The 12,708-nt window shown below is 66.0% G+C and carries 10 protein-coding genes; 5 read left to right on the top strand and 5 right to left on the bottom strand.

What is annotated here, in order from left to right; all coding sequences use genetic code 11:
• Window positions 1-5: 5 nt before the first annotated feature.
• Window positions 6-965, bottom strand: coding sequence for an alpha/beta fold hydrolase (locus tag SCH01S_RS01785; protein WP_046347064.1), 960 nt, complete (start codon window positions 963-965; stop codon window positions 6-8).
• A 71-nt stretch (window positions 966-1,036) separates the two neighbouring features.
• Between SCH01S_RS01785 and SCH01S_RS01780 the strand changes: the two genes are divergently transcribed.
• Window positions 1,037-1,573 carry a hypothetical protein gene (locus SCH01S_RS01780; protein WP_157032762.1) on the top strand — a complete coding sequence of 179 codons (537 nt, stop codon included), beginning with the start codon at window positions 1,037-1,039 and terminating at the stop codon, window positions 1,571-1,573.
• Here SCH01S_RS01780 and SCH01S_RS01775 read toward each other — a convergent pair.
• Window positions 1,552-2,916: a NosD domain-containing protein gene (locus SCH01S_RS01775; RefSeq protein ID WP_084689350.1), complete on the bottom strand. Its 1,365-nt coding sequence runs from the start codon at window positions 2,914-2,916 to the stop codon at window positions 1,552-1,554. The genes SCH01S_RS01780 and SCH01S_RS01775 overlap by 22 nt on opposite strands.
• A gap of 208 nt (window positions 2,917-3,124) precedes the next feature.
• On the opposite strand from SCH01S_RS01775, the gene SCH01S_RS01770 reads away from it, so the two are divergent.
• From SCH01S_RS01770 to SCH01S_RS01755, 4 genes are all read left to right on the top strand, one after another.
• Window positions 3,125-4,540, top strand: coding sequence for a coniferyl aldehyde dehydrogenase (locus SCH01S_RS01770; RefSeq protein WP_046347061.1), 1,416 nt, complete (start codon window positions 3,125-3,127; stop codon window positions 4,538-4,540).
• Between the two features lie 63 nt (window positions 4,541-4,603).
• On the top strand, window positions 4,604-6,055 hold the full coding sequence (zwf, locus tag SCH01S_RS01765) for a glucose-6-phosphate dehydrogenase (RefSeq protein WP_046347060.1): 1,452 nt from the start codon (window positions 4,604-4,606) through the stop codon (window positions 6,053-6,055).
• A gap of 171 nt (window positions 6,056-6,226) precedes the next feature.
• Window positions 6,227-8,107, top strand: a complete 1,881-nt coding sequence (edd, locus tag SCH01S_RS01760) for a phosphogluconate dehydratase (RefSeq protein ID WP_046347059.1) — start codon at window positions 6,227-6,229, stop codon at window positions 8,105-8,107.
• 91 nt (window positions 8,108-8,198) lie between these two features.
• Window positions 8,199-10,271: a TonB-dependent receptor gene (locus SCH01S_RS01755; RefSeq protein ID WP_046347058.1), complete on the top strand. Its 2,073-nt coding sequence runs from the start codon at window positions 8,199-8,201 to the stop codon at window positions 10,269-10,271.
• Between the two features lie 117 nt (window positions 10,272-10,388).
• On the opposite strand, the gene SCH01S_RS01750 is transcribed toward SCH01S_RS01755, so the two are convergent.
• Genes SCH01S_RS01750 through argF form a run of 3 tightly spaced genes read right to left on the bottom strand, consistent with a single transcriptional unit; the run spans window position 10,389 to window position 12,707 of the window.
• A complete protein-coding gene (locus SCH01S_RS01750; RefSeq protein ID WP_084689346.1) occupies window positions 10,389-10,796 on the bottom strand; it encodes a DUF3617 domain-containing protein in 408 nt (135 codons plus the stop codon).
• A 59-nt stretch (window positions 10,797-10,855) separates the two neighbouring features.
• Window positions 10,856-11,767 carry an Hsp33 family molecular chaperone HslO gene (locus SCH01S_RS01745; protein WP_046347057.1) on the bottom strand — a complete coding sequence of 304 codons (912 nt, stop codon included), beginning with the start codon at window positions 11,765-11,767 and terminating at the stop codon, window positions 10,856-10,858.
• Window positions 11,751-12,707, bottom strand: coding sequence for an ornithine carbamoyltransferase (gene argF, locus SCH01S_RS01740; RefSeq protein ID WP_084689345.1), 957 nt, complete (start codon window positions 12,705-12,707; stop codon window positions 11,751-11,753). Before argF ends, SCH01S_RS01745 begins: the two co-directional genes overlap by 17 nt.
• Window position 12,708 lies beyond the last annotated feature (1 nt).

The following is a 12,708-nucleotide window of genomic DNA, read 5'->3' as shown; positions in this document are numbered from 1 at the left end:
GGGCCCTAGAGCCCGCTCACAAACCTCTCCAGCGCTGCGTTCGTCGCCTTCGGCGCTTCTTGCTGCACCCAGTGTCCGACCTCCGGGATCAGCGTCGTGCCGCGGAAATCGGTGCAATGGTCTCCGGCGCGCGCGTACAGGTCCAGGCCGGGCACGAAGTTCCGCACCGGATCGCGCTCACCGGCGATGAAGCAGGCCGGCTGCATGATCGGCTTGCCGGCCAGGTCAGCGCTCTCGTCGAAATCGATATTCTGCGCGCGATAGCGGTTGAGGGGACCGCGAAATCCGCCTTTTTCGAATGCGTCCGTGAACACGTCGAGGTCCGCGTCGCTCATCCACGACGGGAAGGGCTGCGGATCGGGCAGGCCTTCCAGGAACGTCGAATCCGGCCCCTTCGCATTGAACGTGCCCGCCTGCTCGTCGCGGAAATCGCCCGATGCCGAATAGTAGATGCGCCTGAGCGCGCTCCGCACGTCCGCTTCCAGCTCGGCTTCGGCCACGCCCTCTTTCTGGAAATAGAGCTGGTAGAAGAAGCGCCCGGCATAGATCAGCTCGGCCAGTTTCAGGAACGAGGCCTGCCCGCGCGGCGCGTAGGGGACGCTGAGGCCGGCCACTGCGCGCACCTTGGCCGGATACATCAGCGCCGTGTTCCAGACGATCGGGGCGCCCCAGTCATGGCCAAACAGGATCGCCTGCCCGCCGCCGAGCGCGTCGATCACCGCCGCAACGTCGCTCGCGAGATTGCGCATCGTGTAGGCTTCGATCGGGTGCGGCTTGGAGCTGCTGCCATAGCCGCGCACGTCCATCGCCGCGACCTTGAACCCAAGGCCGGAGAAATGCGCGATCTGGTGCCGCCAGCTGTACCAGAGCTCCGGCCAGCCATGGACGCAGAGGATCAGCGGGCCTTCGCCGGCGACCGCGACGTTCAGATCGATATCGCCGTTGCCGACCGTCACGAACTCCATAATCCACCTCCCCGCCCGTTCGCCTTGCCAGGCCGATCGGAACCGGCTTCGACGATCTCGGTTCATAGGCCATGACAATGCTCGGGAGAAAGGCCTCGGCCCTGGGCATGGGCGCGCTGATCGTCGGCGGCGGCGTGGTCATGGGCATGCTCGCCAGCAGCTACACCAGCGATTCCCTGGTCTGGCACGCGCCGGCGCCGGAAATCCCGACAACCGATGCCCCCGTCGCCCCTGCCATCGACCAGGCGAGCGCGGGCCAGGGCTGGGCGCGGACCGCGTTCGACGGCGGCCTGCGCCAATGCCCTGAGATGAATCCCGAATTTCTCGCCGCGTGCCAGACCGAGATGAAGAAGCTCGTCGCTCGTCCGGCCTTTGCCGCCGGCAGCTATGGCGGTCCGTTGCTGATCACGAAGGTTGAGCCGACGCCGTCGGAGGACGCCTGGGCAGCGCAAGACCGGCTCGAACGGCCACGTCCGGAGCTCGAACCGACGGATTTCGAGCCGCTACCCGAACCGGCTCCGGAGCCCGCCTTTCAGCGAACTCCGGACAATTATCCGGCCGTAGAAAATACCGTCGCTGGCGGGCCTCAGGGCAGCGCGACGAAGTGATCGAAGAGCATGTGCGGCAGAAAGTGAACCGCTGTCGACGGCAAGAAGGCGTGCACGGTCTCGACCTGCGGCTGCGCGATCGGGTGAACGCTGGCCACCGCCGACTTGAGCCCGCTCAGGTCAAGCGTTGGCGAGGTCGACGGGCTCAACACGTTGTGGGGCACGGTGGCCGTTTCGGTCACGACAGCGTGGCCGAGCGAAGTGCCGCCCGCCTTGGCCAGCATGCTGCCGATCGCGTTGCCGACTGCGCTTGAAACCGGAGACGGCGGCGCGCTGATGGGGAGGTGGTAGCCGACGCCTGAGGCGATCAGGTCGAGCTCGCTGGTCGGATTGACGAGGTTCGGCACCTGGGCCCGGGCGGCGGGGTCGACGTTGAAGTTGACGTTGCCGTTCTGGAACAGGCCGGTGACGTTTGCGGTGATGATGTTGTCGGTGATGTTGTGCTGCAGCGCCACGTCGGTGCTGTTCTGCACGTTGATCCAGAAGGATTTGACGTCGGTCGACTTGGACAGGACGGTGTTGTCGAGGACCTGCGCTCCGGTGACGCCGTTCAGGTAGATCCCGTTATAGGCGTCGTTGGAATAGAGGACGTTGTTCTGGATCAGGACGTTCTTGTAGCCATAGGACAGCGGGTCGGACATGAAGATGCCCTGCGTGCCGGTCTGGTCGATGCCGCTGAAATAGGTCTGGAAGATCACGTTGTCCTTGATCGTGATATTGGTCTGGCCCTTGGTCTGGCCAGTGTTCCAGAACTGGATCGCGTCGGAGTGGTCGCCGAGAACCTGGCGGAAGTCGCCGATGTGATTGCCTTCGATCGACAGGCCGTCATTGGCGATCGAGATGATGCCGTCGGACCGGATCAGGGTGACGCTGTTGTCCTTGATCGTGGTGTTGGTGCTGTTCTGGAGCACGAGGCCGCGATACAGTTCCTCGAACCGCGAATTGCTGATGTTGAGCCCGCTCGCGCTGGTCACGGTCAGGCCGACGCCGTCGTTGGACGGATTGCCGTCCTGCGAGCCGTGGAAGGCCATGCCGTTCAGCTTGATGTCGCTCGAGGTCTTGATCCAGGACAGCTGGGTATAGGTCGGCTCGCCCGCGTTGAGCGCCCGGCCGACGTCCAGCCCGACAAAGCTGATGTTCTTCGCATTGGCCACGAACAGGCCGTCCAGATGCGCGCCGCTGCCCGGGTTCGCCGCCTCGATCGTCAGCGTCGACGCATAGGTGCGGTTGAAGATCGACACCGCGCCGTAATTGCCGTCGGCCAGCACGATCCGATCACCGCCGCCCGCGCTCGCAATCGCCGACGTCAGCTCCGCCGCATTGGAAACATTGAAGGTGGTCATGGTCATCCCCGCTCGTGACGCAGCCCGCAATGCGGCCGCGGCGTGTTCGGAGTGGGGATAGGGGCAAAGGTTTCAGCGGCCGGTTAGAGGGTCTGGTTAATTGGAGGTCAGGCTTGATTCCCGGAAGCTTGCCCGGCCCTTGCGGCTTTTACGGGGTGCGTGGCGGCGGCGCCTTGTCGCGGCCCCCGATTTGGGGAAGGATCGGCCGATGGACCTGACCGCCCTGCTGCAGGCGCAGCGAACCGCTTTGGATGCCGAGCGACCGGTGCCGCTCGCCGCCCGCCGCGACCGGCTTGACCGCGCGATCCGCATGATGATCGACAATGCCGAACGCTTCTGCTCGGCATTGTCGGAAGATTTCGGCCACCGCAGCCGCGAATTGTCGATGCTGGCCGATATCGTGGCCAGCGTCCGCACGCTGAAGCACGCGCGCAAGAATGTCGATCGATGGGCCCGGCCGGAAAAGCGCCCTCTCCAGTTTCCGCTCGGCCTGCTCGGCGCGCGCGCGGCGGTCGAATATCAGCCGAAAGGCGTCGTGGGGGTGATCGCGCCGTGGAACTTCCCGGTGCAGCTGGCGATGGCGCCGCTCGCCGGAGTGTTCGCCGCCGGCAACCGCGCGATGATCAAGACCAGCGAGTTCACGCCCCGCACGGCCGCCCTGTTCGAGGAGATCGTCGGCACCTATTTCGACCCGGCCGAATTGGTCTTCGTCAGCGGCGGCGCGGAGGTCGGCCGCGCCTTTTCCGCCCTTCCGTTCGATCATCTGATCTTCACCGGCGCGACCAGCATCGGCCGCCATATCCTTCACGCCGCTGCGGACAACCTGACGCCGGTGACGCTGGAGCTGGGCGGAAAATCGCCAACGATTATCGGACGCTCCGCGGACCTGAAGCAGGCGACCGAGCGGGTCGCGATCGGCAAGCTGATGAACGCCGGCCAGATCTGCCTCGCGCCCGACTATCTGCTTGTGCCCGACGACAAGGAAGACGCGGTAATCGGCGGGCTCAGGTCGGCCGCCGCCGCGCTCTATCCGCGCATGCTCGGCAACGCCGACTATACGGCGGTGGTCAACGAACGGCATCATGTTCGCCTGCAGGCCTATCTCGATGACGCCCGCGCCAAGGGTGGCGACGTGATAGAGGTGAACCCCGGGGCCGAGGATTTCGCCGGCTCGAACGGCACCAGGATGCCGCTCTTCATCGTCCGCAATCCGACGGACGACATGGCGGTCATGCAGGACGAGATTTTCGGCCCGGTCCTGCCGGTGAAGCGCTATGGCGCGATCGACGAGGCGATCGATTTCGTGAACCGCCGCGATCGGCCGCTGGGTCTTTACTATTTCGGCCACGACGCGGCCGAGGAACGCCGCGTGCTCGACCGGACCATTTCCGGCGGAGTCACGGTCAACGACGTGATCTTTCACATCTCTGCCGAAGAGTTGCCGTTCGGCGGCATCGGCCCGTCGGGTATGGGCGCCTATCATGGGTTCGACGGATTCAAGACCTTCAGCCACGCGCGCGCGATCTATCGGCAGCCGAAGATCGACATCGCGAAGCTCGCCGGTTTCAAGCCGCCCTACGGCGCAACCACGGCCAAGGCGATCGCACGAGAGCTGAAAGCCTGAAGAGCATCGGTTGACCCGTCCGCCTTGCGCTCTAGGAACAGCCGCGGGCAGCGGGAGACGCGCGTGACCGACGCATACCAGACCATCATCATTTTCGGCGGCACCGGCGATCTTGCGCACCGGATGCTCTTCCCATCGCTGTACAATCTTTATCTCGACCGCCTGCTGCCGGACGACATGCAGATCATCGCGTCCGGCCGCGGGGCAATGGACGACGACGCGTTCCGTGCGTCGATCGATCTCGCCAAAACTCTTCCCGAGGATCACTTCGACGCCGACGAGGCCGCGGCCTTCCTGTCCCGTATCCGCTATTGCCCTGTCAGCGGCGAGGCAGCGCAGTTCGCGGCGTTGCGCGACATGGTCGGCGACAGGATCGAGCGCGGCGTCGCCGTCTACCTCTCCACGCCGCCATCCCTGTTCGCGCCGATGGTCGAGGGGCTCGGCAAAGCGGGCCTGGCCGGCCCAACCGTTCGCGTCGCAATGGAAAAGCCGATCGGCCACGATCTCGCGTCGAGCCGTCAGGTCAACGACGCAGTGAACGCCGTGTTCGACGAGGACCGGGTGTTCCGCGTCGACCATTATCTCGGCAAGGAAACCGTCCAGAACCTGCTGGTGCTGCGCTTCGGCAACACGATGTTCGAGCCGCTGTGGAGCGCGCGCGGGATCGAGCATGTGCAGATCACAGTGGCCGAGACCGTCGGGCTGGAGGGTCGCGTCTCCTACTATGACGGGGTCGGCGCGCTGAAGGATATGGTGCAGAACCATATGCTCCAGCTCCTGGCGCTGGTCGCGATGGAGCCGCCCGCCTCGATGGCTCCCGCCGCCGTCCGCGACGAGAAGGTGAAAGTGATCCGCTCGCTCCGCCCGATGTCGCCGGAGACGGTCGAAGCCCTGAGCGTGCGCGGCCAATATGGTTCCGGCGCGGTCGGCGGTGAGCCGGTCCGCGGCTATGCCGACGAGCTTGGCGAGCGCTCCGACACGGAAACGTTCGTGGCGCTCAAGGCACATATCGACAATTGGCGCTGGGCAGGCGTGCCCTTTTACCTGCGCACCGGCAAGCGCATGCCGGAGCGCAGTTCCGAAATCCTGATCCAGTTCCGCCCGGTGCCGCATTCGATCTTCGCGAAAAAGGGCAAGGGGCTGGAACCCAATACGATGCTGATCCGCATCCAGCCGCAGGAGAATATCCAGCTGCAGGTGATGGCGAAGCAGCCCGGCCTCGATCGCCACGGCCTCAACCTGCGCGAAGTCGCGCTCGACGTTTCGCTGTCGACCGAAGCGGCCGGCCAGCGGCGGCGCATCGCCTATGAACGCCTGCTTCTTGATTTGATCGAGGGCGACCCGACCTTGTTCGTGCGCCGCGACGAAGTGGAAGCGGCCTGGACCTGGATCGATTCGATCCACCAGGCCTGGACCGAGGCTCGCGTGCCGGCGCGGCCCTACACCGCCGGCACCTGGGGCCCCTCCGCCGCGATTGCACTGATCGAACGCGACGGAGCGAGCTGGCATGAGTGACGCCGACCTTTACTCCTCCCCGGAACGGGGAGGGGAACCGCCGGCGAAGCCGGTGGTGGAGGGGGCGGCTTGGCATAGGGCTCGCTTCGCTCGCGACCCCTCCACCAACCCCGGCTTTAGGCCGGGGCTGGTCCCCCTCCCCGTTCCGGGGAGGAGCAAGGAAGTGTTCCGATGACCCACCTCCACTCCGCCATCGACCGCGTGACCGATCGCATTATCGAGCGCTCCCGCCCCACCCGTGCCGCCTATCTCGACCTGGTCGAGCGCCAGCGCGCGGCGGGCACCAATCGCGGCGTCCTGTCCTGCGGCAATCTGGCGCATGGGTTCGCGGCGTCCGAGGAGGACAAGCCGGTCATCCGCGCCGGTACGGCGATGAACATCGGCGTCGTCACCGCCTATAACGACATGCTGTCGGCGCATCAGCCGTACGGACGATACCCTGAGCAGATCAAGATCTTCGCTCGTGAGCGCGGCGCGACTGCGCAGGTCGCGGGCGGCGTCCCCGCGATGTGCGATGGCGTGACGCAAGGTCAGGCGGGGATGGAGCTGTCGCTGTTCAGCCGCGACACGATTGCGCTTTCGACCGCTGTCGCCCTCTCCCACGCGATGTTCGAAGGCGCGCTGCTGCTCGGCATTTGCGACAAAATCGTGCCCGGCCTGCTGATCGGGAGCCTGCGCTTCGGCCACCTGCCGACGATCCTCGTCCCCGGCGGCCCGATGCCGTCCGGCATTCCGAACAAGGAGAAGTCGCGCATCCGCCAGCTTTATGCCGAGGGCAAGGTGGGCCGCGACGAGCTGCTTGAGGCCGAGTCCGCCAGCTATCACGCGCCCGGCACCTGCACTTTCTATGGCACCGCCAATTCCAATCAGATGATGATGGAAATGATGGGCCTGCACGTGCCGAACGCTGCCTTCGCGAACCCCGGCACGAAGCTGCGCCAGGAGCTGACCCGCGCCGCCGTCCACCGCTTGACCGAGATCGGCTGGGACGGCAACGATTACCGCCCGATCGGCCGCGTGATCGACGAAAAAGCGATCGTGAACGCCTGTATCGGGCTGATGGCGACCGGCGGCTCGACCAATCACGCGATCCACCTGCCCGCGATCGCGCGCGCCGCCGGCATCGTCATCGACTGGCAGGATTTCGAGGACATCTCGAACGCCGTCCCGCTGCTCGCGCGCGTCTACCCGAACGGCTCCGGCGACGTGAACGACTTCCGCGAGGCGGGCGGCATGCCGTTCGTTATCCGCGAATTGCTCGACGCCGGGCTGCTGCATGGCGACATCCTGACCGTCACTGCCGGGGGCATGGGAGAGTATACCAAGGAGCCAACTCTCTCGGAGTGCTCCGGCGAAGACCGGAGCGGTGATGGAAGCGCCGCAACGCTCCGGCCTGCGCCGGAGCACATCGAGTGGGTCCCTGCCCCCGAAGCGACGCGCGATCCGACGATGCTGCGCCCGGTCGCCGATCCGTTTCAGCCGACCGGAGGCCAGAAGTTGCTCGCCGGCAATCTCGGCCGCGCGATCATCAAGACCAGCGCGGTCGATCCAGATCGCTGGGTGATCGAAGCGCCTGCGCGAGTCTTCTCGGACCAAGACGATGTGCTGCGCGCCTTCAAGGCCGGCGAGCTCGACCGCGACGTGGTCGTGGTCGTCCGATTCCAGGGCCCCGCCGCGAATGGCATGCCGGAGCTGCACAAGCTGACGCCGGCACTAGGCGTGCTGCAAGACCGCGGGCACCGTGTCGCGCTGGTCACCGACGGCCGCATGTCCGGTGCGAGCGGCAAGGTGCCGGCCGCGATCCATCTTTACCCCGAGGCGCTGCACGGCGGCCCGGTCGCGCGCGTGGCGGACGGCGACATCGTCCGTGTCGACGCGGTCGCGGGCACGATCGCGGTGCTGACGCCCGGCGCGCTCGACCGCCCCGTAGTGCCCGCACCGGGCTTTGCGCTGGGCCTCGGCCGCGAGTTGTTCAGCTTATTTCAAGGTTCGAGCGACGATGCCGAGCGCGGCGCTTCGCCGGTGCTGGCTGCGATGGACGCGCGTGGCTGATCGACGACTCGCCACGCCGCCGGGATCAACCGTCTTGATATAATATCACATCGCGACTAGTCAGCTCGCGCCCGTGTCCTCGGAGTCGCCCTTGCCCCGTTCCGTTCTTCGTGCCGGCGTCGCTTTTGTCGCCCTACTGTCCACGCCCGCTTTTGCTGCCGATGCAGCCGGGGATGCCGCGGCTCCGCCGGGAAATTATCACGATGCGACGCCCGCCGACATCGTCGTGACCGCCCCGTTCGAGCGCAACCGCGCCGATGTGGTGTCGCCGGTTTCGGTGCTGAGCGGCACCGATCTCGCCCGCGAAGTTCGCTCGACGATCGGCGAGACGCTGCAGCGTCAGCCCGGCGTCTCCTCGACCTCCTTCGGCCCCAATGCCTCGCGCCCGATCCTGCGCGGCTTCCAGGGCGATCGCGTCCGCATCCTGACCGACGGCATCGGCAGCTTCGACGTGTCGAATACCAGCGTCGATCACGCGGTCGTGATCAATCCGCTCCTGGCCGAGCGCGTCGAAGTCCTGCGCGGTCCGGCGTCCCTTCAGTTCGGCTCGTCCGCGATCGGCGGCGTCGTCAATGTGATCGACAAGCGCATTCCGCGCGCCATTCCCGACGAGCCGGTCCATGTCGATGCGATCGGCACCTACAGCTCCGCCTCCAACCAATTCTCCGGATCGAGCGCGCTCGATGTGCCGGTTTCCGACAAGGTCGTGCTGCACCTCGACGGCAGCTATCTGGACGGCGACGATCTGAAGATCGGCGGCTATGTCCTGTCGCCGGCCGCTCGTGCCCAGGCGCTCGCCAGCGCCAATCCCGAAGTCCGCGCGCTCGCCGATCTGAAGGGAACGCTGGCCAACTCCGCCGCGCGGACCTGGGAGATTGCCGGCGGCGCGTCGGTCATCACCGACACCGGCCAGCTCGGCTTCGCCCTCAGCCATTACGACAGTCTCTATGGCGTGCCGGCCCGCTACGACCTGACCACCGGCCAAGGCGAGATGCCGCGCCTCGACATGCACCAGACGCGCGTGGACGCGCGCACCGAGCTCGACCTCGGCGACGGCTTCTTCAAGCAGCTGCGCGGCCGTTTCGGCTTTGCGGACTACAAGCATGCCGAGCTGGCCGAGGACGGCACCACGGGCACCCAGTTTTTCAACAAGGGTCTGGAAGGCCGACTGGAGCTCGCCCAGACCAAGCGCGGCGTGTGGCAGGGCGCGATCGGCGGGCAGCTGTTGATCCGCGACTTCAACGTGATCGGCGACGAAGCCTTCGTGCCGAAGAACGAGACGATCCAGTACGGCCTGTTCACGCTGCAGACGCTCGACTTCGGCAAGCTGAAGACGGAGTTCGGCGGCCGCATCGAGCGCACGCACGTCTCATCCAATCCGATCAACGCCGACCGGCAGTTCACCGCTTATTCGGGATCGGCCGGCGCCAGCTACGAGTTCGTGCCGGACTGGCGCATCGGCGTGAACGTCTCCCATACCGAACGCGCGCCTTCGGCCGAGGAGCTGTTCGCCAACGGCCCGCACGCCGGCACCCAGGCATTCGAGATCGGCAATCCGAATTTCAAAAAGGAGCGGAGCTTCGGGCTGGAAGGCACCCTGCGCGGCAGCGGACGCAATTATACGTTCGAAGCCTCGGCCTATTACAACAAGTTCAACAACTATATTTACGACAACCAGACCGGCGAGATTCGAGACGGGCTGCCCGTGTTCCAGTCGGCCCAGGCCGACGCGAATTATTACGGGTTCGAGGCGCAGGCGACGGTGACGGCTGCCCGCTTCGGCGACTGGAAGATCGATGTCGACGGCCTGGCCGACTATGTCCACGCGACGGTCAAGAACGTCGGCCCGGTGCCGCGCATCCCGCCGCTGCGCCTGCTGGGCGGCGTCAGCGGCACCAGCGGCTTGCTCGACGGCCGCGTCGAGGTCGAGCATACCTTCGCGCAGGACCGGGTTGCGCCGTTCGAGACGACGACGCCCGGCTATACGCTGGTCAACGCGAGCATCGGCGTCCGCCCGTTCGGAGAAGGCCGCGACAAGCCCGAAATCCTGCTCAGCGCGAACAACATCTTCGATGTCGACGCCCGCCGCCACGCCAGCTTCCTGAAGGATTTCGCACCGCTCGCCGGCCGCGACATTCGGGTGACGCTCAGGGCTTCGTTCTAGAAAGAAAACGGGCCGCCCCTGTGCAGGAGCGGCCCAGTCGGCCTTGCGGCCATTTTGGGAGGAAAGCGTGCCTACTCGACACGCCTCCCCTTTAGACTCGGTTTGGTAAACAGCGCCTTAACGAGCCGCGCGTTCGGGAATGCACTTGCCGACCCGACGTCCCTCCAGCGCGATCTCGAACGGAGACCGGTTCGCGAGCCCCTGGGATTCGATCCGGACGAGTTGGCCGGTTTCGACCCGGATCATCGTGCGGCCATAGCCCGCACCGGCGCAGGTGTAATGCACGGTGGCGGTCTGCGGCTCGTTGGCCAGCACGAACCGCGAGCAGGCCGCGCCGGGATGGCGGAGCTGGACGAGGTCGTAAGCGTCGTCGATGCACAGCTTGCGCATCGGCATTGAATTATCGAGCGCACGCAATTGCCACTCGCCCGGCTCGATACGCCCGAACGCCAGGATCGGCGCATTCGCCGCGCCTTCCAGCAGCAGCGCGGCTGCGCCCGCAACCAGGATCAACAGCAATCGCATTCAACCCCCTCACCCGCGTATCGCGCGTTCGGGTCATATTGATTACGATACCGTTCCGTTCAAGCCGCGGCCTGCAGCTCCGTGAGCCTGATCGGGTGACTGATCGAGCAAAAGGCGCAATCGACGCGGATCAGCCCTTCGGCATCGGCCATGTTCGCCTGCTCTTCCGCCGGAAAGCGCGACAGGACGCCCAGGATATGCTCCCGGTTGCAGCGGCATCCGCGCGTCAGCGTCGCGCCGCCCAGCACGCGGACTTCCCTCTCGTCGTGGAACAACCGCCAGACCAGCGTTTCCATCGGCAGGTCGGGGTCGGTGAGTTCCGCGTCCTTGATCGTCCGGCCCAGCGCCTCGACGTGCTGCCATTCGGGATGGTCGAGCCTGGTGTGCAGCCGGTCGCGGCCTTCCTCCCCCTCCGGCAAGTGCTGGAGCAGCATGCCGCCCGCGATCACCCGCCCGTCCGCATCGTGGCGGTGGGCAAGCCGGACCAGGCTGGGAATCTGCTCGGACTGGGCGAAATAGCTCTGCGCGGCTTCCGCGAGCGACGTACCCTCCAGCGGCACGATGCCCTGGTAGCGCTCGCCGGTCAGCGCCTGATCGAAGGTGATCGCGAGATAACCTTTGCCGAACAGCGCGAACAGAGTCGGGTCCGCCGGCATCTGGGCGAGTCGCTCCGCGTCGAACTGCACATAGCCGCGCAGCTCGCTGTCTTTGTAATCGCAGACGAGGAGCGAGATCGGCCCGCCTTCGGTCTGCGCCTGCAGCGTCATCTGGCCGGTCTCATTCTTCAGCGTCGAGCCGAGCAAAGCCGTCAGCGCCAGCGCCTCGGCCAGCAGCCGTTCGATCACCGGCGGATAGGCATGCGCCGACAGGATTTCGTCGAGCACCGGCCCCAGCCGCACCAGCCGCCCGCGCGCATGTTGTTCGAGGATCGCGAACCCGAGGGTCCGATCCAGTTCAGTCCTGGTTTGCATTCAAAAGCCCAAAGCACCAAAGCAAAACCGCTTTCTGTGCATGTAGGCGGTTTTCGGCCTCATCCCAGATGGCTGACTGATTTCCGTCCAGGATTTCGTCCGTCGCTTCCTCGCCCCGGTGTGCGGGCAGGCAGTGGAGGAACGTCGCCTGTGGACGGGCATGCGCCATCAGCGCACGATTCACCTGATACGGCGTCATGGCGGCGATCTTGTCGGCGCTGTCGGCCTGTCCCATCGATACCCAGGTGTCAGTCACGACAACGTCCGCATCGGCGGCGGCGCGCACCGGATCGCGCTCGATCGTCACCCGCGCGTTGCTCCCGGCCAGCCGCGCATTGGCTTCGCGCACGAAGCTGTCGTCCGGATCATAACCTTCCGGGCAACCGATCCCGACCGAGAAGCCGAACAGCCCGGCCGCCTCGATAATCGAGTGCAGCACATTGTTGCCGTCGCCGAGCCACGCCCATTTGGAGCCGGGCAGCTGCACGCCCTTCTCGATCGCCGTCAGCAGGTCGGCGACGATCTGGCACGGGTGCGAGCGATCGGTCAGCCCGTTGATCACCGGCACCGTGGCGTATTCCGCCATTTCCTCCAGCTTCACCGGATCGTCGGTGCGGATCATGATCGCGTCGACATAGCGGCTGAGCACGCGCGCGGTGTCCGCGATCGTCTCGCCGCGGCCGAGCTGCATCGAGCCGGCGTCCATTACGATCGACGTGCCGCCGAGTTGGCGGATGGCCATATCGAACGACACGCGCGTGCGGGTCGAGCTCTTCTCGAAGATCATCGCCAGCACGCGCCCATCGAGCGGGCGATCGGCATCGGGCTTGCCCTTGGGCCAGCCGGCCCGAGCCTGCTTGCGGTCGAGCGCATCCGCCAGCATTGCGGCGACGCCGTCGGCGCCGGCGGAGGAAAGGTCGAGAAAGTGGTGCACTAGCAAC

Origin of the sequence: Sphingomonas changbaiensis NBRC 104936 (genome assembly GCF_000974765.1) — a bacterium.
Classification (GTDB): domain Bacteria; phylum Pseudomonadota; class Alphaproteobacteria; order Sphingomonadales; family Sphingomonadaceae; genus Sphingomonas_B; species Sphingomonas_B changbaiensis.
The sequence above is the reverse complement of the archived record's forward strand: the minus strand, read 5'-3'. Positions and strand labels throughout refer to the sequence as shown.